This window comes from Amycolatopsis sp. MEPSY49 (genome assembly GCF_051337345.1).
Lineage (GTDB): Bacteria > Actinomycetota > Actinomycetes > Mycobacteriales > Pseudonocardiaceae > Amycolatopsis.
This window is the reverse complement of record NZ_JBDLYJ010000007.1, coordinates 77904-102946: the sequence shown is the minus strand read 5'-3', so window position 1 is coordinate 102946 and position 25043 is coordinate 77904. Positions and strand designations below refer to the sequence as shown.

The window sequence follows — 25043 nt, the reverse complement described above, 5'->3', positions numbered from 1 at the left end:
CCCGCTCACTACGGTGGCGCCGTGCCCGATCACGACTACGTCGACCCGTACCTCGCCTCGCTCTACGACGCGCTGAACCCGCGGGAGAGCAGCGGCGACTTCGAGTTCTACCTGCCGATGATCATGGCCGCCGGGTCCGTCCTCGACGTCGGCTGCGGCACCGGTTCCCTGCTGCACTGGGCGCGCGAGTCCGGCCACGACGGCCGGCTCGTCGGGCTCGACCCCGCCGAGGGCATGCTGCTCCAAGCCCGCCGCCGGGACGACATCGAGTGGGTGCACGGCGACTTGTCGACCGCGTCCTGGGCCGCCGAGTTCGACTTCGCCGTGATGACCGGGCACGCGTTCCAGGTGCTGCTGACCGACGACGAGCTGCGGACGGCGTTCTCGGCGATCCACCGCGCGCTGAAGCCGGGCGGCCGGTTCGGTTTCGAGACGCGCAACCCCGCCGCCCGCGGCTGGGAGCGCTGGACGCCTTCGCACGTCTGGGAAACCGGCGACGTGCGGTCGTGGAACGACGCCGGGCCGTTCGAGAACGGGTACGTCAGCTTCACGACGACGTACGAAAGCCCTCAGTGGGACGCGCCGCAGTACAGCGAAAGCACGTTGCGCTTCCTCGACGTTCCAGCGCTTTCGACGTTCGTCGAGGAAGCCGGGCTGGTCGTCGACGAGCAGTACGGCGACTGGGACCGCACCCCGGTGACCGACGCGAGCCCGGAGATCATCACGATCGTCCGGCGGCCCCTCACCTGAAGTCGCGCGACTTCGCCTTGATCCGCATCGGCAGCGCCTCGACGCGGTCGGCGAGGACGCTCACGACGCCGTCGGCCTTCTCCACCACCCCGCGGATCAGCAGCGCCGGGCTGGCGCGCGCGACGCGGTGGTAGCGCTGCCACAGGCCGAGCGTGCAGATCACGTTGACCATCCCCGTCTCGTCCTCGATGTTGAGGAAGGTGACGCCGCCCGCGGTCGCCGGGCGCTGGCGGTGCGTGACGGCGCCGCCGATCAGCACGCGCGCGCCGTCGTCGAGGTCGGCCAGGCCGTTCGCCGGGATGACGCCGAGCGCGTCGAGACGGTCGCGGATGAACTCGGTCGGGTAGCTGTCCGGCGAGACCCCGGTCGCCCAGACGTCCGCCGCCGCGAGGTCGAGGCCGTCCATCCCGGGCAGCGTCGGCGCCTGCGCACCGACCAGACCCGGCAGCTTTTCCGGGCGTTCCCCGGCGACGGCGCCCGCGGTCCACAACGCCTGCCGCCGGTCGCCGCCGAACCCGGCGAACGCGCCCGCCGTGGCGAGGGCCTCTATCTGCGGGGTCGTCAGCCGCACGCGGCGGGCGACGTCGGCCATGTCGGTGTAGTCGCCGTTCGTGAGCCGCTCGGCCACGATCCGCTTCGCGACGTCTTCGCCGATCATCCGGACGGTGCTCAGCCCGGTGCGCACGTCGTGGAACTGCCCGGTGCCGGATTCGAGGGTGGCGTGCGGCAGGCTGCGGTTGATGTCGGGGCCGTGCACGGTGACGCCGTGGCGCCGCGCGTCGGCGACCAGCGACTGCGGTGAGTAGAACCCCATCGGCTGCGCGCGCAGCAGGCCCGCGAGGAACGCGTCCGGGTGGTAGAGCTTGAAGTAGGCGCTGGAAAACACCAGGTGCGCGAAGCTCAGCGCGTGGCTCTCCGGGAAGCCGAAGTTCGCGAACGCCTTGAGCTTCAGGAAGATCTGCTGCGCGAGCTCGTCTTCGACGCCGTTCGCGGCGGCGCCTTCGAGGAACCGCTGCCGCAGCCGGTCCATCTTCCGGTCCGACCGCTTCGACCCCATCGCGTGCCGCAGCTGGTCGGCCTCGGCCGCGGTGAAGTTCGCGACGTCCAGCGCGATCTGCATCATCTGCTCCTGGAAGAGCGGCACGCCTTTGGTCTTGTGCAGAGCTTTTTCCAGCAGCGGGTGGTCGTAGCTCCACTCCTCGCGGCCCTGCTTGCGGCGGATGTACGGGTGCACCGAGCCGCCCTGGATCGGGCCCGGCCGGATCAGCGCGACTTCGACGGCGAGGTCGTAGAACTCCCGGGGTTTCAGGCGGGGCAGGGTCGCCAGCTGGGCGCGGCTCTCCACCTGGAACACGCCGATCGCGTCGGCGCGGCAGAGCATGTCGTAGACCTTCTGGTCGGTGAGGTCGAGCTCGGCGAGGTCGACCTTCTCGCCTTTGTGTTCGGCGACGAGGTCGAGCATGTAGTGCAGCGCCGAGAGCATGCCGAGGCCGAGCAGGTCGAACTTGACGAGCCCGGCGGCCGCGCAGTCTTCCTTCTCCCACTGGATGACGCTGCGGTTTTCCATCCGCGCCCACTCGACCGGCACGACCTGGCTCACCGGCTCGTGGCACATGACCATCCCGCCGGAGTGGATGCCGAGGTGGCGCGGGAAGTCCTCGAGGGCGAAGGCGAGCTGCACGACCTCGTCCGGGATGTCGTGGTCGTGGTCCTTTTCGGTGCTGCGCAACGAACCCCAGCGGTCGATCTGCTTGCTCCAGGCGTCCTGCTGGCCCGGCGAGTAGCCGAGGGCGCGGGCGGCGTCGCGGACGGCCGACCGGGCGCGGTAGGTGATGACGTTCGCGACCTGCGCGGTTCTGAGCCGGCCGTGTTTCTCGAAGACGTACTGGATGGCCTCCTCGCGGCGGTCGGACTCGATGTCGAGGTCGATGTCGGGGTAGCCGTCGCGGTCCGGGGCGAGGAAGCGCTCGAAGAGCAGCTCGTTGGCCACCGAGTCGACCTTCGTGATGCCGAGCGCGTAGCAGACGGCCGAGTTCGCGGCCGAGCCCCGGCCTTGGCAGAGGATGTTGTTGTCCTTGCAGAACCGGACGATGTCCCAGACGATCAGGAAGTACCCGGGGAAGCCGAGCTGCTCGATGATCGCGAGTTCGTGCTTGATCTGCTCTTTCGCCTTTTCCTCGTGTGGCTTGTGTTCGAAGCGTTCTTCGGCGCCCTCCCACGTCAGGTGGCGAAGGTAGGTCGTCTCGGTGTGCCCCTCGGGGACGTCGAACGGCGGCAGCTTCGGGGCGATCAGCTTGAGCGGGAACGCGCATTCCATGCCCAGCAGGGCGGAGCGGCGGACGGCGCCGGGGTAGCGCCGGAACAGGACGTCCATTTCGGCGCCGCTGCGGAGGAACGCCGTCCCGGCGGCGGGGAGCCAGCCCTCCAGCTCGTCGATGCCGCGACGGGCGCGGATCGCGGCGAGGGCGTCGGCGAGCGGGGCGCGTTCGGGTCGGGCGTAGTGCGCGGCAGTGGTGGCGACGGTGGGGAGTTTCAGGTCCTCGGCGAGTTTCGTGAGGACGTCGTTGTGCGTGCTGTCGAGCGGTTGGCGGTGGTCGGTGAGCTCAACGTAGACGTTGTCGTGGCCGAAGCGGTCTATGAGGTGTTCCAGTTGTTCGGCAGCGGCTCTCGGGCCGTCCGTGACGAGGGCCGAGCGCACGGCGCCCTTGCGGCAGCCGGTGAGGACGACGCACTGCCCGGCGACCTCTTCGGCGACGGCGTCGAGGTCGTAGATCGGCCGGCCCTTTTCGGCTTTTTCGTGGATCTGGCCGGCCGTGATGGCTCGGCAGAGGGCGCGGTAGCCCTGGTCCCCGCGGGCGAGCAGAAGGAGGTGTTCGCCTTCGGGGTCGGCGACGCCGTTCTGGGGATTGGTGAGGCCGAAGCTGAGCTCGGTGCCGAAGACGGTGTTGACGCCGAGTTCCCGCGCGGCCTCGGCGAAGCGCACGACGCCGTACATGCCGTCGTGGTCGGTGAGGGCGATGGCGTCGAGGTGAAGGCGAGCGGCTTCTTCGACGAGCTCTTCGGGGTGGCTGGCGCCGTCGAGGAAGCTGAAGTTGGAGTGGCAGTGCAGTTCGGCGTAGGGGACGCGGACGGTCTCGCCGCCGTCGTCGTTGCGCCGGGTGGGAAGGTCCCCGGGCCGCCGGTAGGCCTCCCGGCGGCGGCCCCAGGCGGGGCTGTCGCCGTGGTCACCGGGAGGAGCCCCGCCGGCGAGGGTGCGGGCGAGGTCCTTCCAGGGGACGGGTGGGTTGTTCCAGCCCATTCAGTGGCTCCCGGGCTGGTCGGGGTCGCGTTGTTGGCCCTCGGCCCGGCGGCGGCGGTGCCAGTTGCTGGGGTGGTTCCAGCGGCTGCGGGCTTCGGCTTCGCTCATGCCGGGTGGGGTGGCGGGCGCTTCGCCGCGCCAGATTTGAGGGCGCCGGTCGGAGGTTTCGCTCGCGCCGGGCTGGGCGGTGGCTGCCTCGCCGGGCAGGCGCCGGGACCGCTCGGCGGTTTCGCTCGCACCGAGCCGGTCGCCGGGCAAGCGGCGATTCCGGGATCGCCGTTCGTCGGCGCCGCTCATCCTGCAGCCGTTCTCCTCCGAGACTCGCGGGACCGGGAGCGCGATGACCGGGCACACCCACTCCTCCTCGAGTTCCTCGACCGGCTCCCGCGGCAGCCGGCCGCGAACCGTCCACCGCTCGTCCGAAGCCGGGGCCGGCAGCCGCTCGTCGGCGGCCCGCGCCTGTCCCGGCGGCCGGTCGTCGGGGGTCCATCCGCCGTCGGGCGCGGGTGCCGGCACTTCGCGCAGCCACTCGCGCTCTTCCTCCGCGCCGCGCGGGGTTGCCTCCGGCTCGGCGCTCAACCAGGCGCGGAGCTTGCGTGCGTAGTCCTCGTCCATGCTCAGTCGTACACTCCCTCGACCGTCCACAGTGGATTTTCCGTGCCCGCGCAGTGCAGCAGCACCGCCTCGGGCGGGTCGTCCGGCTCGCCCGCGAGCAGCAACTGCAGCCGCGCGCGGGGCGGGCCCGGTCTTCGGCGGTCGCCCGCCAGGGGCCACGGCCCCGCCCACCCCACGACCTCCCTCGGCTGCCCGCCGGTGAGGCTCAGCCCGTGCGGGATCGCCGTCAGCTGGTCGCGCGGCGTGATGCCGACCGGGCGGCCGTCGGCGTCGAACACCTGGGCCGGGACCGGGCGGTCGAGGACCGTCGCCGGGGACGGGGCCGGCAGCCGCCCTGGCCACGTCGCGTCCGGGGGCGTCGACGGCTCGCGCGGGTCGCCCCACGGCACCAGCCGGGCGCGACCCGCCGGGTCGCGGCCGCCGTCGAGCAGCGGTGTCACCACGCCCTCCGGCCCGAGCAGGCCCTGGACACGCACGAACGCTCGCGCCGCTCGCTCGTCCTCCTCCTCGGAACCGCCGTTCTGCCACAGGTCGAGCTGCAGCGACCGCCCCTCGACGACCTCCTCGGGTTCCAGCCGCAGCCGCACCACGCCGGACGTCGGGCGCTGCCCCGGGGCCGCGCGCAGCCAGCCTTCGAACTGCCACCGGACGCGATCGGCGACGCCGGCGGGCGTCAGCGGCTCCGCGCACCGCCACGCACGGCCGAGGTGTTCGCCCTCTTCGGTGACCGCGTAGATGCCGAGCCGGGTGCAGGCCAGTCCGTGGCCGGCGAGCGCGGCGCAGAACCGCGTCGCGAGGCCCTTGGCGAGGAACGCGGCGACGTCCACCCGCTCGACGACCGGGTCGAACTCCTCGGTCAGCGTCAGCTCGGGTGGCGGGCTTCGGCGCAGCGGCGGCCGTTCGGACCGGCCCCGCGCCAACCGGTGGGCCAGCACGCCGGCGGCGCCGAACCGGTGGACGACGTCGCGTTCCGGCAGCTCCGCGAACGCGCCGAGGGTGCGCAGCCCGAGGCGCCGCAGCAGGTCGACGAGCTCCGCGCGGTCGGCGCCGGGCTGGTCGAGCTCGGTGACGGGCAGCGGGGCGAGGAATTCGGCGACGCGCCCGGGCTCGACGAACTCCCCGCACCGCGCGGCGAGCGTCGCGGCGAAGAGCCCTTCGGCGACGCCGACCTGGCATTCGACGCCGGCCTCGGCGGACACCTCGTCGACGAGCCGTTCGACGAGCGCGTGCTCGCCGCCGAAGTACCCGGCGGCACCGTCGACGGGGACGGCGACGAGCCCGGGCCGCACGACCTCGACCCCGACGACGAGCCCTTCGACCGCCCGCGCGACGGATTCGAAGAGCCGAGCGTCCCGGCCGTCGTCGGCGGCGAAGACGGCCAGGTCCGGACAGTTCGACTGCGCTTCCCGCCGCCGCATCCCCCGCCGGACGCCGTTGCGCCGGGCGCCGGCATTGCTCGCGACGACGCGGTTCGCGCTGAAGACGGCGGCGGGCGCGGTAACGGGCACACCGCCGACGGCCGCCGCGGCGACGACCGGCCAGTCCGGGCACCAGAGGACGAGCATCCGGGTGGCGAGCTCGGCGGACCGCCGTTGCTCGGGGACGGTCATGCGGCCTCCCCGCGAGACGGGCGGAGACCGGGGTGGCTCGCGACGCCGAGCGCCTGAGTTGTCCATTGTGGACCGGCGGCCGTCATGCCGTCGCCTCCTCGCGGAGGGGAACGGCAACGGAAGCACCACGAGCAGCGAGCGACCCACCCGGACCGGGCAGCGCCACCGAAGCCGTCACCGGACGAGCCGCGGCCCCCCGCCCGCGGGCCCGCACCGTCACCTCCCGCTCGCGCAGGTGCCCGTAGCCGTCCTCGAGCCCGGCCCATGCCGAATACCGGCACGACAGCTCGACGTCGGCCCCCGGCCACGCGCCGAACGACAGCAGCACCGCCCCTCGGTGCCGTGCTCGGGCAGACAACCGCCGCGCCACGGCTGCCTGGACCGTCTCCGAGTGGACCGCCACCAGGTCGACCCCGTCGAGCAGCGCCGCCACCACCGCCGGGAGCTCTGCCCCCGGACGCGGGACCAGCGCCACCCGGCCGAGGTCCACGCCGTACTCGGCCGCCGCCGCCAGCCCCAGCGACGGCATGCCGACCACGGCCGCCCACGACCCGGTGGCGGTGGCCTCGGCGAGCAGCGCGAGCAGCAGCGACGTCCCCCCGTGGACCGCGACCGTGCTCCCGCGCCGGAGCCCGGCGGCCGGCAGCAGCCCGGCCAGCGCGGGGGCGACCGGGAGCACCCTTCCCGTCACCCGCGCACGCTCGGCCTGGGCCGCGACCCGGCTCGCCGTGCTGACCCCGGGCAGGGCCGCCAGCCGGGCCACCGGCGGCTCCACCACAGCGGTCACCGCACGCACCTCCCCACCACGGACTAGGCCGGCGGTCGGGCCTCTCCCAAAAACACGACCGACGGCACTGGTTCGCCGCGGGGAAGGCGGCGGTTCCACGTCGAACACTTGTTCGACGTGGACAAGTCAACCGCGAACCATCCGAGGTGTCAAGTCACCCACTGGTGGGGTACGCACTCTGGAACGCGAGGCGCGCGTCGGCCCCCGCGGCGATCCGGGAAAGCTCGTCGTCCAGCACCAGGAACGCTTCCCAGGGCTCGCCGGCCAAGAGCCCCGCGACCCGCGACTCCAGGTCCGGCACCCGCTTCCCCTTCCACACCTTGTCCGCCAAGCTGACGAGCAGGTCTTCGACCGTCACGTCCGGCGCGGACCAGGACCCGTGCGTCCCGGCGAACCGCGCCAGGCCCTCGGGAACGCCGTGCGACAGCAGCAACGCGTACCCGGCCGGCTCGTGCGCCGACCCCGGCCCGGAGAGCTCTTCGGGATGCCGGACCTTCCCGATGTCGTGCGTGGCCGCGCCGAACAGCACGGCCTCGGCGTCGAACGCGACGCGGTCCGCGGCCCACCCGGTCAGCGCGACGGCGACGTCGTGCACCACGCGCAGGTGCGCCCCCAGCCGCGGCGGCGCGTCCAGCGTCTCCAGCAGGTCCCGCGCCCGCGGGGGCAGCGGCGAGAAACCCGGGGCGTCCAGCGCGGCGCGCAGAAGATCGGTCACCCCGCCACGGTAATGAAGTTGCCCGCGCCGAACCTCGCTCGCTAGACACACTCCGTGGAGCTCACCGAAGCCCGGCCCGAAGACTGCCCGGAACTGCTCGTCCTGCAACGCTGCTGCTGGGTCCAGGAGGCCGTCCTCAACGACACCCTCGACATCCCCGCGCTGCACGAAACCCTCGAAGACGTCCGCGACTGGACGAAGACCTGGTCCGTGTGGGTGCTGCGCGAGGACCACCGGCTGGTCGGCGCGGTGCGGGCCCGGCTCGAGGGCGACCGCTGGGAGCTGGGCCGCCTGATGGTCGCGCCGGACCTCGCCGGGCGCGGGCTCGGGAGGCGGCTGCTCGAGCACGCCGAAGCGCACGCGCCCGCCGAAGCGCGCCGGTTCGCGCTGTTCACCGGGGCGCGCAGCACCCGGAACATCACGCTCTACCAGCGGGCCGGCTACCGGCTCACCGACGCGCCCGACGCCGGCGGGCACATCAGCGGCGCGGTGTACCTGGAGAAGGACGTCACACACCGCTAATAACCCGGTCCGCCCGCCTGACGCTGCGGCGTCGGCTAGATTGCCCGGTGGACTTCTGGGGGTGGGCGATGACCAAACGGCCGGTTCTGTGGGTCGCCGGAGCGCTGGTCGCGGCGGGCGCGGTGGCAGCCGTCGTGCTGACCGCCGGCGGCGGGGTGCCCGGCGCCAAGGCCGCGGCACCCGGGCCGACGACGATGGGCGCCGAATGGCGCTCGTTCCGCGCCGACGTCACCGGGATCCGGCCGGGGCCGGAGCCGACCAGCCTGCTCGTGCAGGTCGCCCTGCCCGGCAAGGACCCGGGCTGTGTCCGGGAACCGCGCATCGAACAGATCGTGGAGACCAAGACCGACGTGCGCGCCGACGTCGTCTACTCGACGCGGCCCGCATCGGGCGGGTGCCAGGACAAGGTCGCGTCCGAGCTGCTGCTGGCCACGGCCACCCCGGTCGCCGACCGCACGGTGGTCCTCAACGGCGACAACGGCAACGCCTGGCACAAGCTCGGCGCCGGCTGGGGCCACTGCGCGCCCCAGGGCACCTGCGCCCCGCCCGCCGACCACTGCGACCCGGCGTGGATCGGCGCCGCGGTGTCCGCGACCGGTGCCGAGAGCGCGGGCACCACCCGCGCCTGCGACCAGGGCTGGCTGGTCCTCGACCTCCTGCTGCGCCAGACCGACCCGCCCGCCCGCGCGGTCTTCCGCTGGAGCGACGCCGGCTGGACGTCGTTCGCGCAGGTCAAGACGGCCGGCTGCGCGGACATCCGGGCGGCCGACCCGAAGTTCCCGGTCGCGCTCTGCAAGACCCTGCCCGCCCCCGCGTGACCGACGTCGCGCTGCGGCCGTTCCGCGAGGAGGACCTGCCGGTCCTGGACCGGTTCGCGACGGACCCGGCGGTGCTGGGCCCGCACCAGTGGACCGGGTTCGCCGACCCGCGGGTGCGCCGGCGGCGCTGGGCCGAAGACGGCTACCTCGGCCCGCACGACGCGGCGCTGGCCGTGACGGCGGACGACGCCGTCGCGGGCATGGCGAGCTGGGAGGCGGCCGACCGCGGCGGGCCCGCGGGCGGCTGCTTCGAGATCGGCCTGACGCTGCTGCCGGAACACCGCGGCCGGGGCATCGGCCTGACGGCGCACCGGCTGCTCGTCGCGCACCTGTTCGCGGTCACCCGCGCCCACCGGCTCGAAGCGTTCACCGACGGCGGGAACGTCGCCGAGCAGAAAACGCTGGAGCGAGCCGGTTTCCACCGTGAAGGTGTGCTGCGCGAAGTCACCTGGCGCGACGGCGGCTGGCGCGACGAGGTGGTCTACGCGCTCTTCCGGCCTTAGCGCCCCAGCTTCTTGACGACCTCCGCGCCGACCGCCTTCACCGCGTCGTCGGTCTCCTGCTGCGGCATCGGCGAGTTCGAGAAGAAGCCCTTGTCCCAGCCGGACACCTCGACGATGACGACCGTCGTGCCCTTCAGGATGTGCAGTTCCGACCCGCTGAACGCGCTCTGCGTCACGAGCCGGACCAGTGTCGCCTTGTCGCCGAGGCCCTTGACCTCCGTCGGCGGGACCGCCGGGGCGATCGGCTGGTACAGGTGGTTCGCCGAATCCCGCGCGTTCTCCCCGGAGTACGCCGTGAGCCGGACGCTCAACGTCGCGTCGCGGACGTTCTCGTCGGGGCCGGGCTTCCAGCTGCAGTTGACCTGCTTGAGGCCGGGCACGTTCGCGGTACCCGGGCCGCCCAGCGCGAAGCTCGGGAAACCCGCCTTCTCCAGCGTCTGGGCCGGGACCTGGCACTCGGCGGGCACCGGCGACGACGACGGTGCCGCGCCGGTGCTCGCGAAGTAGTCGCTCGCGAAGATCGCGCCCGGGATGCCCACGCCGAGCAGCACGACCACCGCGCCGACGATCCCGAGGACCAGCCCGGTCCGCTTCTTCTTCGGCGGCGGCACCGGCGCGCCGTAGCCGGGGCCGTAACCGGGATAGCCCTGCTGCGGATACCCGGGCGGCGGGTAGCCGGGCTGCTGGGGATACGGCCCCTGCTGCCCGTAGCCCGGCTGTCCCTGCCCGTACGGCGGTGGTGGTTGCTGCATCGAGCCCTCCCTCTCGAAGCGCGCGGGATCAGTGCGCGAAGTGGCGCGTTCCCGTCAGGTACATCGTGACGCCCGCCTTCTCCGCGGCCGCGATCACTTCGGGGTCGCGGACCGAGCCGCCGGGCTGCACGACCGCGCGGACGCCCGCCTCGAGCAGCACCTCCAGGCCGTCCGGGAACGGGAAGAACGCGTCCGACGCGCCGACCGAGCCCTTCGCCCGGTCGCCCGCCCGCGAAACCGCCAGCCGCGACGAGTCGACGCGGTTGACCTGGCCCATGCCGACGCCGACGGTCGCGCCGTCCGCGGCGAGCAGGATCGCGTTCGACTTCACCGCGCGCAGCGAGCGCCACGCGAACTCGAGGTCGCGCAGGGTCTGCTCGTCGGCCGGGGTGCCGGTCGCCAGCGTCCACGACGCCGGGTCGTCGCCCGGAGCGTTGATCGCGTCGACGGTCTGCACGAGCACGCCGCCGGAGATCTGGCGGAACTCGATCGGCGCCGGGTGCGCGATCTCCGGCAGCTTCAGCAGCCGGATGTTCTTCTTGCGCTGCAGGATCTCCAGCGCCTCGGCGTCGAAGTCCGGCGCCAATACGACCTCGGTGAAGACCTCGGCGATCTGCTCGGCGGCCTCGCGGCTGACCGGCCGGTTCATCGCGATGACGCCGCCGTAGGCCGACACCGGGTCGCACGCGTGCGCCTTGCGGTGCGCCTCGGCGATGTCCGTGCCGACCGCGATGCCGCACGGGTTGGCGTGCTTGATGATCGCGACGGCGGGCTCGGCGAAGTCGAACGCGGCGCGGCGGGCGGCGTCGGTGTCGACGTAGTTGTTGTAGGACATGGCCTTGCCGTGCAGCTGCTCGGCGTGCGCGAGGCCGGCCCGGTGGCCCTTGTACAGCGCGGCCTTCTGGTGCGGGTTCTCGCCGTAGCGCAGCACTTCACCGCGTTCCCAGCTGATGCCGGAGAACTCGGGGAAGCCGGAGTCGTCCGCGGGCGCGTACACGTTGGAGAACCAGGACGCGACGGCGATGTCGTACGACGCCGTGTGCGCGTACGCCTGGGCCGCGAGGCGCTTGCGGTCGTCGAGGTCGAAGCCGCCGTCGGCGACGCGCTCGAGCACCCAGCCGTAGCGGGCCGGGTCGACGACGACCGCGACGCTGCCGTGGTTCTTCGCCGCCGCGCGGACCATGGCCGGGCCGCCGATGTCGATGTTCTCGACGCAGTCCTCGGGGCTCGCGCCGGACGCGACCGTCTGCGTGAACGGGTACAGGTTCACGACCAGCAGGTCGAACGCCGCGATCTCCAGCTTGCGCAGCTGCTCGACGTGGTCGGGGTTGCCCTGGTCGGCGAGCAGGCCGGCGTGCACGCGCGGGTGCAGCGTCTTGACGCGGCCGTCGAGCGACTCGGGGAAGCCGGTGACGTCTTCGACCGGCGTGACCGGGACACCGGCGTCGGCGATGACCTTCGCCGTGCCGCCCGTGGAGACGATCTCGACGCCGGCCGCGTGCAGGCCGGTCGCGAGGTCCAGCAGGCCCGCCTTGTCCGAGACGCCGATCAGCGCCCGGCGGACCGGGCGCCGTCCCAGGTCAGTGCTCACGAAATGTCACCTTTCGTCCGTCCACGGTGCAGCCACCGCGGCCGAGTCGCTCGATCGTTTCCACCAGCAGCCTGCGTTCGACGGCCTTGATCCGTTCGTGCAGGACGTCTTCGGTGTCGTCGTGCTCCACGACGACCGCCTCCTGGGCGATGATCGGCCCGGTGTCGACCCCGGCGTCCGCGAAGTGCACTGTCGAGCCGGTGACCTTGACGCCGGCCTCGAGGGCGTCGCGGACCGCGTGCATCCCGGGGAACGACGGGAGCAGCGCCGGGTGCGTGTTGACCACGGTGAACCGGCCGAGGAACTGCTCGCCGAGGATCTTCATGAACCCGGCGGAGACGACCAGGTCGGGCTGGTAGGCCGCGACGGCTTCGGTCAGCGCCTTGTCCCAGGCGGCGCGGTCGGGGTGGTCGGCGACGCGGACCGTGAACGACGGGATGCTCACGCGCTCGGCGCGGGTCAGCGCTTCGATGCCGGTGCGGTCGGCGCCGACGGCGACGACCTTGGCCGGGAAGCCCGACCGCGCGGTGGCGTCCAGCACCGCCTGCAGGAGGGTGCCGGAGCCCGACGCGAGCACGACGAGCTTCACCGGGGTGGGCAGCTCCAACCGTTGAGACAGAGCGGGCTCCTTGCCGCGGGCGGTGCGCAGCCGGTGCGCACGGCGCTTCACCAGGTCACGACAACCCTAACGGTCGGTCTCGTCCGGCTCGACGTCGCCGCAGGTCTCGGTGCCTCCGGTCACAGCTTCGTCCTCGGCCGCGACGTCGTCGAGGCCGAGTTCGGCGTCCGCTTCGGCGTCGAACTCCGTGTCCTCGCCGGGTTCTTCTTCGGGCGCTTCGGCTTCTTCGTCCTCTTCGGACGCTTCGAGTTCCTCGACGGCTTCGGCCGCTTCTTCGGCGTCGACCTCGTCGGCGTCCTCGAAGGCTTCGTTGTCTTCGAGGGCCTCCGGCGGCGGCGCCGGCGGTTCGTGCTCGCCGGCGAAGAACGCGACGAACGAGCCCGGGATGACGATCCAGCAGAACGCGACCACCGACGCGACGCCGACCGGAACGCTCACCGGGTCGAACGGGCCGTCGCCGAGCCGTCCGCCGGACAGCGTGCCCAGCGCGACGCAGCCGAGCGCGACCACCGCGCCGGCCACCGCGACCGCGCGGATGCGCTGCGCCGGATCGGCGTCCACCTTGCGCAGCGACCAGCCGACGAGCGCGCCCGTCGCCGCGGGCAGCACCAACAGCGCCGGCCACCACGCCGCGTGGTGCTCGGGCAGGCCACCGAGCAGCGGGACGCCGGGGACGGCGCCGCCGCGGTAGCCGAACATCCCGACGGTCAGGTCGCCGATCGAGAACCCCGGGCCGGCGACGAACGAGAGTGTCGCCGCCACGGCGTTGGGCAGGTAGAGGACGGACAGCAGGAACATCCCGAAGCTGCTGCCGAGCGCGGGCTCGTACATGTCGGCCACCGTCCGCCAGGACAGCGCGGTCGCGACGGTGAACACGACGCCACCGCAGGCCACCAGCACCGCGAGCCCGAGCGCGCCGGCCCGGACCCCGCGCAGGGCGAGGGGGTCGAGGCGCACGGCTACGACGTCCGGCAGCCCGCAGCACCGGACGATGCCCGCGCCCGCGGCCAGCGCGGCCAGCAAGCCCGGCACGGCGAACGCGACCAGCGGGTCGGCCGTCACCGGCGAGCCGTGCGCGCCGAGCGCGATGGCCAGCCCGAACAGCGCGTGCGCGCTCGCGATCGTGCCGAACACCGGCAGCGCTTCGCGGGGCGACCGGCAGCCGAGGCGCGTGGCGGCACCCGCCGCCGTCCGCGCGGCCAGCGCGAGCGCGCCCAGCGTCGGCAGCAGCGGCAGCACGCCGATCGGGTGACCGCCGAGGTCGAGACGCACCTGGTGCGCGGCGAGCCAGCCGGGGCCGGCGGCCAGCAGCACACCGGTGCCGGAGAAGACGGTGCGCTCGGCGGTGAGGGTGACCAGCGTCAGCACGGTCGCGACGGCGGCGTAGCCGGTGACCAGCGGGCCGAGGGCGGCGGCGAGCAACACCCGCACCCGCGCCGCCCGGGACAGTTCGACGTCGGGTCCGAGGTCGCCCACCGGCTCCTCGCGGGAGTCGGTGAGCAGGTCCATGATCCGCACCCTGACATCCGCGCTGGTCCGACCGGGTGAGCCACGCCGCCGCCCGGAGGAGTGGGGAAGCTAACCCACCCGGTCGAGTAACCCCCGGAGTGCAAAACACCCGCTGTGACACTCTGCGTCACAGCGGGTGTTTCAGGAGGTGCGTCAGTTCGACTTGCCGAACCCGCCGGGCGGCGTGCCCGGGTTGTCCGACGGCGGCTGCTGGAAGAACGAGCCCTGCTGCGGGGCGTACGTCGTGGCCTGCTGCCCCGGCGGCGGCGTGGTCGACGGCGGGTTCGGCGAGCCGTACTGACCCTGCCCGAACGGAGCGTCCCCGCCCGGGGCGACCGGGCCGTGCCCCGGCTGGCCGAACTGCTGACCCTGCTGGCCCGGCTGCCCCTGCTGGCCGTACTGCTGCTGGCCGGGCTGGCCGAACTGGCCGCTGTAGGGCGCGGCGGCGGGCTTCGGCGCCGGCGGCTTGAGCACGTCCTGGTCGATCAGCAGCGCGGCGACCGCGGCGGCCATCTGCAGGATGCCCAGGATCAGGATGACGGTGATGATGCCGGGCGACGTCTGCATCCCGATCAGCTGGTCCAGGACGTAGAGCGCGCCGAGGACGCTGAACAGCGCCGCGAACGGCAACGTCTTCGGGCCCTTCGGCAGCGCGTGCATCGCGGCGAGCAGGCCGCCGCCCAGCAGGAACACGCCGCCGAGGCCGACGTCGCCGGAGTCGGAGAAGCCGAGGAAGTACTGGACGACGCCGAAGAGCGCGACGCCGAGCGCGAGCATCAGCGGCAGGTTGTGCGTCAGGTTCGCGACACCTCCCGACGGAGCCTGGTGCGAGTGGGGCGGCTGCTGCTGCGCCGGGAAGCCACTGGACGGCGGTCCGGGGGGCTGCTGGCCGCCACCCTGCTGGGGGTAGCCGGGCCCACCGCTGGGGAAGGTCATCGGATGCACTCCTGTCGGTTCGACCGGCACTCCGGGGTACCAGGACACCCGGGGAAGACAAGGCGGCTCGTGTGCGCAGAACGCTAGCGCACTCCGGAGCCACCGACCCATCAGACGCGTGAATACCTCGGGAGGTTTCGTCCCCAAACCAGGTGAAGCCGAGCACCCGTGTGGGTGCCCGGCTTCACCAGGAGTAATGCGTCAACCTCAGCCGAGGTTGTCGTACAGCTCACGCGCGAGGACGGCGGTCTCGCTCGGGGTCTTGCCGACCTTGACGCCGGCGGCCTCGAGGGCCTCCTTCTTCGCGGCGGCCGTGCCGGAGGAACCCGACACGATGGCGCCCGCGTGGCCCATGGTCTTGCCCTCGGGCGCGGTGAAGCCCGCGACGTAGCCGACGACCGGCTTCGTCACGTTCTCCTTGATGTACGCCGCGGCGCGCTCTTCGGCGTCGCCGCCGATCTCGCCGATCATCACGATGACCTTGGTCTCGGGGTCCTGCTCGAACGCCGCGAGGGCGTCGATGTGGGTGGTCCCGATGATGGGGTCACCGCCGATGCCGACGGCGGTGGAGAAGCCGATGTCACGCAGCTCGTACATCATCTGGTAGGTCAGCGTGCCCGACTTCGACACGAGGCCGATGGCGCCGGCCTCGGTGATGTCGGCCGGGATGATGCCGGCGTTCGACTTGCCCGGGCTGATCACGCCGGGGCAGTTCGGGCCGATGATCCGGGTCTTGTTGCCCTTGGCGACGGCGTGCGCCCAGAAGTAGGCCGAGTCGTGCACCGGGATGCCCTCGGTGATGACGACGGCCAGCGGGATCTCGGCGTCGATCGCCTCGATGACCGCGTCCTTGGCGAACTTCGGCGGCACGAAGATGACCGAGACGTCGGCGCCGGTCTCCTTGATGGCCTCCTCGACCGTGCCGAACACGGTGAGGTCCTTGCCCTCGATGGTGACCGTCTGGCCGGCCTTGCGGGCGTTGACGCCACCCACGATGTTCGTGCCGGACTTCAGCATCTTGGTCGCGTGCTTCATGCCCTCGGAGCCGGTGAGCCCCTGGACGATGACCTTGCTGTTCTCGTTGATGAAGATCGACATCTCACGCACCTGCCGCGGCGAGCTCGGCAGCCTTGTCGGCCGCGTTGTCCATTGTGTCCACCACGGTGACCAGCGGGTGGTTCGCGTCCGCCAGGATCTTGCGACCCTCTACGACGTTGTTGCCGTCCAGGCGGACGACCAGCGGCTTGCTGGCTTCGTCACCCAGGATCTTCAGGGCCTCGACGATGCCGTTCGCCACCGCGTCGCAGGCGGTGATGCCGCCGAAGACGTTGACGAAGACGCTCTTCACGTCGGCGTCGTTGAGGATGACGTCCAGGCCGGCCGCCATGACCTCGGCCGACGCGCCGCCGCCGATGTCGAGGAAGTTCGCCGGCTTCACGCCGCCGTGCTTCTCGCCCGCGTACGCCACGACGTCCAAAGTGGACATGACGAGGCCCGCGCCGTTGCCGATGATGCCGACCTGGCCGTCGAGCTTGACGTAGTTGAGGTTCTTGGCCTTGGCCTTCGCCTCGAGCGGGTTCTCCGCGTCCTTGTCCACCAGGGCCTCGTGGCCCGGCTGGCGGAAGTCCGCGTTCTCGTCGAGGGTGACCTTGCCGTCGAGGGCGATGATCTTGTCCTGCGGGTCGCGGACCAGCGGGTTGACCTCGACGAGGGTGGCGTCCTCGGAGACGAAGGTCTCCCAGAGCTTCACGACGACGTCGGCGGCTTCGTCGATGATCTCGGCCGGGAAGTTGCCGGCCTTCAGGATCTCGAGCGCCTTCGCCTTGTCGACCCCGGCGATCGCGTCGACCGGGATCTTCGCGAGCGCGTCCGGCCGCTCGACCGCGAGCTGCTCGATCTCCATGCCGCCCTCGGCGGACGCCATCGCCAGGAACGTGCGGTTCGCGCGGTCCAGCAGGAAGGAGAAGTAGTACTCGGACGCGATGTCCGAAGCTTCGGCCACGAGCACGCGACGCGTGATGTGGCCCTTGATGTCGAGGCCGAGGATGGCTTCCGCCTTCTCCTTCGCCTCGTCGGGCGTCTGGGCCAGCTTGACGCCGCCCGCCTTCCCGCGGCCGCCGACCTTCACCTGCGCCTTGACGACGACCTGGTTGCCGATCTGCTCCGCGGCGGTCTTGGCTTCTTCGGGGGTGCTAGCCACCGAGCCCGGCAGAACCGGTACTCCGTGGGCGGCGAAGAGATCCCTCGCCTGGTACTCGTAGAGGTCCACTACTCCAGTCTCCTGACGACACGCCACTGTGGTGGTCCGTTGCCGGACCGCGCTGTCGGACCAGTCGAGGTTAGCGACCTGCGCAGACGCAGGGGACTCCGCACCTGGTGAAGTCGGTCACCGTGCGCGGTCAGACGGTGCGTCCGCGGTGTGAGACCGCCCACCGCGCAACCATTCCACGGCTTTCGCGGGGTCACCGACGGCTTCGCCGGCGAAGACGCGAACGCCGTTCAACGCTTCGGCGAGCCCGGGCGGCGGCCCGTCGCCGAGCACGCCGACGGCGTCCGGGTCCTCCTGTTCGGCGGTGCTCCGGAGCTGCTCGAGGGTGTCCAGCGGGCCGGCGTGGACGACTTCCATGCCTTCGTCGCGCAGGACGCGGCCCAGCGCGACGGCGGCCGGGTCGGGCCTCCCGAACTCGACGAGAAGCACCCGGAGTCGCTCACGCACGGCGTCCGCCCGCTGCCGACAGGCCGGCCGCGATGAGCAGCGCGGCCACGGCGGCGAGGGTGACCCAGAAGCCGGTCGACGGGCTCGCGCCGCCGAGGGTGCCGCCGACGAGCGGCAGCTCCGCGGCGTGCAGCGCGGCGAGCAGGGCGGCGCCGGTCAGCAGGGCGGCCGCCGGCCGCGGCCGGGACCGCACCGCGAGCCCGGCCGCGCCGACGATGACCACGACGGTGGTCCACAGGCCCCACGACGGGGTGTCGAAGTTCGACCAGAGCCCGGGAGCGACGTAGCCGGGGACGCTGAAGACGGGCAGCCCGAACCCCGCGACGGCCAGTACCGCGCCGGCGACGACCGGGGTGAGCACGCCCGCGTTCGCGGTGCCGTCGCCGACGTCTTCGCGTTCGACGACTCCGGTCCCGACGGCGGCGAGCGCGGTGAGGGCGGCCAGCACGAGCGCGGCGAACGTCCAGGCGGCGCCGGCGCCGAGGTCGTAGGTGAAGACGGGCGTGGTGCCGGCGTCCGCCCCGCCGAAGCCGGCGAGGTTGCCGGCCTGGGTGGCGGTGAGCGCGGTGTTCAGGACGGCGGTGCCGGCCAGGACGATCCCGGCCCAGGCCACGCCGAGCACGGGCCGGGCTTTCGCGGCGGTCACCGGGACGAGCGTGAGCGCGGCGGTCACGGCGACGAGCAGGGCGGCGGTGAGCAGGAACCACCGAGCGGGACTTTCGGCGGCGGCGGTGCTGGGGACGGTGGCCCCGGGGTTCAGCGCACTGACGGCGACCTGCGGCGCGAAGGTCCCGACCAGGGCGGCGACAGCGGTGGCGAGGCCGAGCGCGCCGGTCGTCAGGCGCCACCAGAAGACGCCGGGGATGGTGACGTCGCGTTCGGTGTCCTTGGGTGTCTCGCTGAGCCGGGTGAAGGCGAGGCCGGCGACGAGGGCGGTCGCGGCGAGCGCGAGGACGGGTCCCCAGGTGACGTGCAGATCTTTTCGGAGCAGCCCGGCGAGGATCGGCGGAACGGCGACGCTTCCGGCACCGGCGGCGAGGCCGAGGAGCATGCCCCGCGCGATGCGTTCGGAGGGAGCGGCGAGCGCGAGCGCGGCGGCGAGAGGCAGGGCGGCGGCGAGGAGGAGGTAGCCGCCGAGGGCGGGCCAGGGTCCTTCGAAGGCGGCGCGGGCGAGGAGGAAGCCGTTGTCGGAGGCGACGGGCGCGGTGAGCAGGCCGACCGACGCGGTGACGGCGAGCAGGGGGGCGAGCAGCCGCCAGCGCCGGCGTTCGGGTTCGTCGTCGTTTCGGCTAGCCCGCGCTGCCGCGATCCCGGCGGCCGCGGTGAGCACGTGCCCGGCGACGAGCAGCCAGAACCCGGCGCCGACGGCGGAGCCGCCGATGAAGCGGTCCGGGAAGTAGAGCTCGGGGCGGACGGTGAGAGGGCCGTTGACGGCGAACTGGAGGTCGAGGACGAGCCGGCCGGGGGCGAGGGCGGCCAGGCCGAGGATGAGGCCGTTGGCGAGGGCGGGCCGCTTGGCAGCGATCCCGGCGGCGGCCACGGCGGGGGCGAGAGCGAGGACGGCGAGCCACGGCCAGCTGGTGAACCCGGGTGCGGCGGCCGGGGAGACGTGGGCGATGGCCGCGGCGGTGAGGGCCAGGGCGCCCAGGGCGGTGAGGGTTACCGGGATGGTCGGTTTGGGGGTTTCGTCCTCGACCCAGGTGGGGGTGGGGTCGGGGTGGTTGGTCGGGGTGTTCTTGGGGTGAGTGGTCGCCGAGGTGGCGGGTGCCGGGAGAGCGGCGGCGGAGGTGGGCTGCGTGCCGGCAGGGCGGGCTGCGGCGGCCGGGTCGGCGCCCGCGGAGCCGGAGGCGGGCGCCGAGTCGGCACCCGCAGGGCGGGCCGCGGCGGCGGCCGGGTCGGCGCCCGCGGAACCGGGGGCGGTTGCCGAGCCGGCACCTGCCGGGCGGCTTCCAGCGGAGCGGGACTCGGCGGTCGCCGGCTCCGAACCGACCTGACCGGCGGCTTCACCCTTTGGTGGAGCCGGGGTTTCGGCCGGGACCTGCCGGGAAGTCTGTGCGCGAGGAGGCTTCCGCTTGCCGGTGGGACGGGTGGCCGCGGGGTCCTGCGGGGAAGCCGGGGTGCCGGGGGTGTCCCCGGCCGGGGGCTCTGAGCGTGGGGGCATTGCCCGCGACGCTAGCAAGCCCGGGCGGCGAGGGACGTCCCAGCGGGGCGCGAGTCGCCGAGTGGCCCGGGCGAGCAGCGGGGGGCGGGCGCGAGCGGCGGCGGCCAGGGACGCAAGTCGCCGACCTGCCCCGGCGAGCAGCGGGTGCGGATCGCAGGCGCCAGCGGCGGCGGCCGGGGACTCGAGCAGCGCGTGGCCAAGCGTGAACCACTCGCGGAGGCGGTCGGTACGGGCCGCGGGGGCGGAGAGACTCGAGGCGCCGAGGCACCAGGGGTGGACCACTGGTTGCGGATGCGAGATCTGCAGACAGGCGCGACTGGCAGCCGGAAGTCGAGTCAAGACTCGAAATTCGGACAAATCTGGCGCCGGCGGGCCGCTTACACATGCGAGTCGGTGAACGGTTCGCGTGCGTCGATGAACGGTCGACTTCAGCCCTGGCTCGAGCCGTCCGGACCCGCCCTCTTGACGGGCGCCGGACCTCGCCGAGTCCGATCTATGCGTCGAAGATGCTTAAACATCCCCTGGCAAACCCTTATTCCGACCCTTCCGGCCCCCTCGCCCCTCAGTAGGTCCATAACCGCCCGCAAGACCTGTAAGGCAAGTCACAACCAAAGCAGTAAACCCTCTCTAACTTTGGGTAATTCCCACAGGTGAACGCAAGATCTCGTCCACCCGAACGGCCGACGCCGGGGGCAGATCTTGCTTACAGCGGTGCCCCTTCGTTACTGTCCCCCGGTCCCCATTACAGTCAGGTCACGAAGTAGGACGACGAGCGAACCACCCCCGAGGTTGGCTCACCGGGTTCCCCCGCCCGCAGTCCTCGACCCGGCTCCCCGACGATGGAAGGCCCTGTCTTGGCTTCACACCGCTCCCCCGGCGGCCAAGCTCCTTCCCCGGCACTGAAGGACGCGCTCGAAGGCGCGGTCGTCCGTGTCCGGGGTGCGCACCGCATCGCCCCGCCCTCTTCGGCCCTTCGTGGCCGTGTCGTGGTTGCCGCCGTTGCGGCTGGTGCGTTCGCCGCCGCCGCTGCGGGCTCGACCCTCAAGACGGTCACCGACTCGAACACCGCCGTCACCCCCCTGGCGAACAGCCAGGACGCCAGCGCGTCGCTCACCGCGGGAGGTGCGGGCACCGGGGGCGCCCCCGAGCTCCTGCCCACCGGCCACGCCGTCGACGCCTCCGCCGAGGCCGCGAAGCTTTCCGACAGCGCCTCTGTCACCCAGGCCCGTGAGCAGCGCGAAGCCGACGCCGCCAAGAAGGCCGCCGAAGAAGCCGCTCGCCCCAAGACCTGCCTCCCGGCCCACGGGACCTTCACCTCGGGCTTCGGTGCCCGGTGGGGCACGAGCCACCTCGGCATCGACATCGCCAACTCGATCGGCACCCCGATCTACGCCGCCTCCGACGGCACCGTGATCGAGGCCGGCCCGGCCAGCGGCTTCGGCCTCTGGGTCCGGATCCAGCTCGACGACGGCACGATCCAGGTCTACGGCCACATGAACAGCTTCTCCGTCAAGGAGGGCCAGAAGGTCAAGTGCGGCCAGCAGATCGCCGAGATCGGCAACCGCGGCCAGAGCACCGGCCCGCACCTGCACTTCGAGGTCTGGCAGAACGGCACGAAGAAGATCGACCCCCGCCCGTGGCTCGCCGCGCGCGGCATCGTGCTCTGATCCATTCCTCGCGGACCTGAGCGGGATTCCCGCCGTAGCACCGTGATCCGCCCCTGAGGGCCGATGACGTCCCTCAGCCGGACGGACGGCCGACGCACCGCGAAGCCTGCCGGCACACGAGGCCAGCGGAGCACGGATGCGTGCCGCAACGCCGGGAGCCGTAGCCCGCGGGACGAACAAGAAGCGGCCAATGGTCCAGGCCACCGCGAAGTGAACCGACCACGCGCGGAGCCGCACCAGGCCGCCCCGGCACCCTCCGGGCACCCGAGACCACCTTCAACGCCGCCGAAGCCGCCAGAAACGCCCTGAGCGCCCGGAACCGGCTACCGCTGCCCGCCCGGCAACCGCCGGATGAAGTACGCGACCGCGACCTGCCACACCGTGCACAGGTCCGCGGATCTGCGCACCGGCAGCCAGCCCCACGCAACCGGCCCCCTTGCGCCCCCCGCGGAGCGGACACGCGCGGCACGCGTCGTCCAGCGGCGTCCCCGGCCGCAGGTGACACATCGGCCGTCGGCTCCCAGCTCGTGCTGCCTGAGCAGCGCTCGCCAGGCGGCGGCCAGCCGGCACGCCTCCGCTCCCGCACGCGAAGGATTTCCTGAAGCCCCCGAAAGGCCCGGACCCCGATCCGGAACCCTCGACCCCAGGACTCCTCGCAGGTATTTCTGTACCCCTTCGGCCAGCAGGTGAAACAGCACCGCGTCCACACCGGTCTCCCCCTCCGTCGAACTCGTGTTCGATGACGGGGTCAGTTCTACCGGCGGGGTACGACGATTCCGGGGGCGATCGAAGGGATCGCCCCCGGGTTCACTCGGACGGGTGTTACAGCTTCACCATCGGGACGCTGCCGATCAGCATCAGCCGGACCTTGCCGGCCGCGCCGAAGTCGATCGTCGCCGTGGCGCGCGGGCCGACTCCGTCGCACGAGATCACCGTGCCCAGGCCGTACTTGTCGTGGCTGACGCGGTCGCCGACGTCCAGCTTCAGCGCCACCGTGTCCTTCCACCCCTTGCCGAACGACGGCGTGCCGGACGACGAAGACGACGGCGTGGTCCGCCGGCCGCCCCACGTGGTCGCCGCCCGCGGCGTCCCGCCGCCGCGCGACCCGGAACCGAACCCGAACCCGGCGCTGGAGGGCTCCAGCCGCCGCCAGTCGACGAGGTCGCCCGGCAGCTCGTCCAGGAACCGCGAAGCCGGGTTCATCGAAGGCTGGCCCCACGCCGAGCGCGTGATCGCGCGCGAGACGTACAGCCGCTGCCGCGCCCGCGTGATCGCGACGTACGCCAGCCGCCGTTCCTCGGCCAGCTCGGTCGGGTCGCCCAGCGCGCGCATGTGCGGGAAAACGCCGTCCTCCCAACCGGTGCAGAACACCACCGGGTACTCCAGGCCCTTCGCGGTGTGCACGGTCATCAGCGTGACCACGCCCGCGCCGCCGTCGCCTTCCTCGCCACCGTCGGGCGAAGGGACCGAGTCGGCGTCCGCGACCAGCGACACGCGCTCGAGGAACGCGGGCAGCGAACCAGGTGCCGGGACACCGGGTTCCACGACCAGCTCGGCGTTCTCGTCCGCGACGACCTCGGCGGTGATCTCGGTGAACTCGCGCGCGACCGTGACGAGCTCGTCCAGGTTCTCCACGCGCGTGTGGTCCTGCGGGTCGTCGGACTCCTCGAGCTCGACGCGGTAGCCGGTCTTGTCCAGCACGGCTTCGAGGACGTCGTGCACCTCGGCGCCTTCGGAAACCAGCGTGCCCAGCTCGTCGAGCATCGCGACGAACCCCTTGATCGCCTTGACCGAACGCGGGTTCAGCAGCGGCACCTTGTCTTCGGTGACGTCCCGGAGCGCCGCGGCGAACGAGATCCGCTCGCGCTCGGCGTGCGTCGCCACGACGGCTTCGGCGCGGTCGCCGATGCCGCGCTTGGGCACGTTCAGCACGCGCCGCAGGCTGACCGTGTCGTCCGGGTTCGCCAGCACGCGCAGGTACGCGATCATGTCGCGGACTTCGCGCCGCTCGTAGAACCGCACGCCGCCGACGACCTTGTACGGCAGGCCGAGCCGGATGAAGATCTCTTCGAAGACGCGGGACTGGTTGTTGGTGCGGTAGAAGACGGCGACGTCGGAGTAGTCGGCTTCGCCCTTCTCCGCCAGCGCGTCGATTTCGCCCGCGACGAACGCGGCTTCGTCGTGGTCGTTGTCCGCGACGTAGCCGACGATCTTCTCGCCGTCGCCCGAATCCGTCCACAGCCGCTTGGCGCGACGGTTCGGGTTCCGCTCGATGACGGCGTTGGCCGCGGACAGGATCGTCTGCGTGGAGCGGTAGTTCTGCTCCAGCAGGATGGTGTGCGCGTTCGGGAAGTCCCGCTCGAACTCTTCGATGTTGCGGATCGTCGCGCCGCGGAAGGCGTAGATCGACTGGTCCGCGTCACCGACGACGACCAGCTCCGCCGGGTCGACGCCCGCCTCGTTCGGCGCGGTCCCGGCCAGCTCGCGCACCAGCGTGTACTGCGCGTGGTTCGTGTCCTGGTACTCGTCGACCAGCACGTGGCGGAACCGCCGCCGGTAGTACTCGGCGACATCCGGGAAAGCCTGCAGCAGCGACACCGTGCGCATGATGAGGTCGTCGAAGTCGAAGGCGTTGGCCAGCGACAGCCGCCGCTGGTACTCGACGTAGACCTCGGCGACGCGCCGTTCGAGGTCGTTGGCCGCGTTCGCCGCCGCGGTCTCCGGGTCGGTCAGCTCGTTCTTCAGGTTCGAGATGTGCACGGCGAGCGTGCGGGCCGCGTAGCGCTTCGGGTCGATGTCGAGGTCCCGCGCCACGAGCGTGATGAGCCGCTTGGTGTCGTCGGAGTCGTAGATGGAGAAGTTCGACGACATGTCGAGGGTCTTGGCTTCGCGGCGCAGGATCCGCACGCACATCGAGTGGAACGTCGACACCCACATGGCGTTCGCGCGGCGCCCGACGAGCGCCGCGACGCGCTCGCGCATTTCGGCGGCGGCCTTGTTGGTGAACGTGATCGCCATGATTTCGCCGGGGTGCACGCGGCGTTGGCCGAGCAGGTAGGCGATCCGGCGGGTCAGCACCCGGGTCTTGCCCGATCCCGCGCCCGCCACCACCAGCAGCGGGCCACCGGCGTGGGTGACGGCTTCGCGCTGGGCGGGGTTCAGGTCGTCGAGCAGATCGGCCTGCCCGCCGGAAGCGGGCTTGCGCGCGGGGGTCTCGGCGGGGAGATCGAAGAGGGTGTCCATCGTCTGTCCACGCTACCCCGGGCGGGTGGGAGGGCGGCAGAGCGTGCCGACGCGGCGGGCGGGCGGCACCGGTGCGCGCGGGGTACCGGACGACGTGAATGACTCATTCATGTCGCCTGACGACATGAATGAGTCATTCACGTCATTCGAGCCGGGCCCGGCTACCGCGCCGGGCGTAGCCGGAGATGTCGCCTGGCGCCCGACGCGCCGCGGGCCGTCCGCGCGGAGCAT

General features: G+C 72.4%; 20 protein-coding genes. 5 read left to right on the top strand and 15 right to left on the bottom strand.

Going from position 1 to position 25043, the window contains the following annotated elements:
• The first annotated feature begins 21 nt into the window (after positions 1 to 21).
• Complete coding sequence (locus ABFJ78_RS29220; RefSeq protein WP_436389785.1) at positions 22 to 750, top strand: class I SAM-dependent methyltransferase; 729 nt, start codon at positions 22 to 24, stop codon at positions 748 to 750.
• Here the strand turns inward: ABFJ78_RS29220 and ABFJ78_RS29215 are convergent.
• The 5 genes from ABFJ78_RS29215 to ABFJ78_RS29195 all read right to left on the bottom strand — a co-directional run bounded on the left by ABFJ78_RS29215 (position 743) and on the right by ABFJ78_RS29195 (position 7775).
• Positions 743 to 4048, bottom strand: a complete 3306-nt coding sequence (locus tag ABFJ78_RS29215) for an error-prone DNA polymerase (protein ID WP_436389784.1) — start codon at positions 4046 to 4048, stop codon at positions 743 to 745. The genes ABFJ78_RS29220 and ABFJ78_RS29215 overlap by 8 nt on opposite strands.
• Positions 4049 to 4663: a hypothetical protein gene (locus tag ABFJ78_RS29210; protein WP_436389783.1), complete on the bottom strand. Its 615-nt coding sequence runs from the start codon at positions 4661 to 4663 to the stop codon at positions 4049 to 4051.
• A 2-nt stretch (positions 4664 to 4665) separates the two neighbouring features.
• Positions 4666 to 6228, bottom strand: coding sequence for a DNA polymerase Y family protein (locus tag ABFJ78_RS29205; protein WP_436390152.1), 1563 nt, complete (start codon positions 6226 to 6228; stop codon positions 4666 to 4668).
• Between the two features lie 127 nt (positions 6229 to 6355).
• Positions 6356 to 7060 (bottom strand): hypothetical protein, encoded by a 705-nt coding sequence (locus ABFJ78_RS29200; RefSeq protein WP_436389782.1) that lies wholly within the window; start codon positions 7058 to 7060, stop codon positions 6356 to 6358.
• Between the two features lie 154 nt (positions 7061 to 7214).
• A complete protein-coding gene (locus ABFJ78_RS29195) occupies positions 7215 to 7775 on the bottom strand; it encodes an HD domain-containing protein (protein ID WP_436389781.1) in 561 nt (186 codons plus the stop codon).
• A 54-nt stretch (positions 7776 to 7829) separates the two neighbouring features.
• Between ABFJ78_RS29195 and ABFJ78_RS29190 the strand changes: the two genes are divergently transcribed.
• The 3 genes from ABFJ78_RS29190 (at position 7830) to ABFJ78_RS29180 (ending at position 9618) form a co-directional block, all read left to right on the top strand.
• Positions 7830 to 8297 carry a GNAT family N-acetyltransferase gene (locus tag ABFJ78_RS29190; RefSeq protein WP_436389780.1) on the top strand — a complete coding sequence of 156 codons (468 nt, stop codon included), beginning with the start codon at positions 7830 to 7832 and terminating at the stop codon, positions 8295 to 8297.
• A 68-nt stretch (positions 8298 to 8365) separates the two neighbouring features.
• Entirely contained in the window at positions 8366 to 9115 is a 750-nt protein-coding gene (locus ABFJ78_RS29185; protein WP_436389779.1) for a hypothetical protein, read from the top strand.
• Positions 9112 to 9618, top strand: a complete 507-nt coding sequence (locus ABFJ78_RS29180) for a GNAT family N-acetyltransferase (RefSeq protein ID WP_436389778.1) — start codon at positions 9112 to 9114, stop codon at positions 9616 to 9618. Before ABFJ78_RS29185 ends, ABFJ78_RS29180 begins: the two co-directional genes overlap by 4 nt.
• Here ABFJ78_RS29180 and ABFJ78_RS29175 read toward each other — a convergent pair.
• The 9 genes from ABFJ78_RS29175 to ABFJ78_RS29135 all read right to left on the bottom strand — a co-directional run bounded on the left by ABFJ78_RS29175 (position 9615) and on the right by ABFJ78_RS29135 (position 19902).
• On the bottom strand, positions 9615 to 10370 hold the full coding sequence (locus tag ABFJ78_RS29175; RefSeq protein ID WP_436389777.1) for a hypothetical protein: 756 nt from the start codon (positions 10368 to 10370) through the stop codon (positions 9615 to 9617). The genes ABFJ78_RS29180 and ABFJ78_RS29175 overlap by 4 nt on opposite strands.
• A gap of 28 nt (positions 10371 to 10398) precedes the next feature.
• The gene (gene purH, locus ABFJ78_RS29170; RefSeq protein ID WP_436389776.1) at positions 10399 to 11961 is read right to left on the bottom strand and encodes a bifunctional phosphoribosylaminoimidazolecarboxamide formyltransferase/IMP cyclohydrolase; all 1563 of its coding nucleotides are present in this window, start codon (positions 11959 to 11961) and stop codon (positions 10399 to 10401) included.
• On the bottom strand, positions 11951 to 12568 hold the full coding sequence (gene purN / locus ABFJ78_RS29165; RefSeq protein ID WP_086682300.1) for a phosphoribosylglycinamide formyltransferase: 618 nt from the start codon (positions 12566 to 12568) through the stop codon (positions 11951 to 11953). Before purN ends, purH begins: the two co-directional genes overlap by 11 nt.
• 78 nt (positions 12569 to 12646) lie before the next feature.
• On the bottom strand, positions 12647 to 14098 hold the full coding sequence (locus ABFJ78_RS29160; RefSeq protein WP_436389775.1) for a cell division protein PerM: 1452 nt from the start codon (positions 14096 to 14098) through the stop codon (positions 12647 to 12649).
• 144 nt (positions 14099 to 14242) lie between these two features.
• Positions 14243 to 15025 (bottom strand): DUF5336 domain-containing protein, encoded by a 783-nt coding sequence (locus ABFJ78_RS29155; RefSeq protein ID WP_436389774.1) that lies wholly within the window; start codon positions 15023 to 15025, stop codon positions 14243 to 14245.
• A gap of 207 nt (positions 15026 to 15232) precedes the next feature.
• The gene (gene sucD, locus ABFJ78_RS29150) at positions 15233 to 16123 is read right to left on the bottom strand and encodes a succinate--CoA ligase subunit alpha (protein ID WP_436389773.1); all 891 of its coding nucleotides are present in this window, start codon (positions 16121 to 16123) and stop codon (positions 15233 to 15235) included.
• A gap of 1 nt (position 16124) precedes the next feature.
• On the bottom strand, positions 16125 to 17294 hold the full coding sequence (gene sucC / locus ABFJ78_RS29145) for an ADP-forming succinate--CoA ligase subunit beta (protein WP_436389772.1): 1170 nt from the start codon (positions 17292 to 17294) through the stop codon (positions 16125 to 16127).
• Between the two features lie 117 nt (positions 17295 to 17411).
• Positions 17412 to 17741: a hypothetical protein gene (locus ABFJ78_RS29140; protein WP_436389771.1), complete on the bottom strand. Its 330-nt coding sequence runs from the start codon at positions 17739 to 17741 to the stop codon at positions 17412 to 17414.
• Positions 17734 to 19902, bottom strand: coding sequence for a hypothetical protein (locus ABFJ78_RS29135; protein WP_436389770.1), 2169 nt, complete (start codon positions 19900 to 19902; stop codon positions 17734 to 17736). Before ABFJ78_RS29135 ends, ABFJ78_RS29140 begins: the two co-directional genes overlap by 8 nt.
• Before the next feature lie 986 nt (positions 19903 to 20888).
• On the opposite strand from ABFJ78_RS29135, the gene ABFJ78_RS29130 reads away from it, so the two are divergent.
• Positions 20889 to 21569, top strand: a complete 681-nt coding sequence (locus ABFJ78_RS29130; protein ID WP_372672369.1) for a M23 family metallopeptidase — start codon at positions 20889 to 20891, stop codon at positions 21567 to 21569.
• A gap of 822 nt (positions 21570 to 22391) precedes the next feature.
• On the opposite strand, the gene pcrA is transcribed toward ABFJ78_RS29130, so the two are convergent.
• Positions 22392 to 24812, bottom strand: coding sequence for a DNA helicase PcrA (gene pcrA, locus ABFJ78_RS29125; RefSeq protein ID WP_436389769.1), 2421 nt, complete (start codon positions 24810 to 24812; stop codon positions 22392 to 22394).
• Between the last annotated feature and the right edge of the window lie 231 nt (positions 24813 to 25043).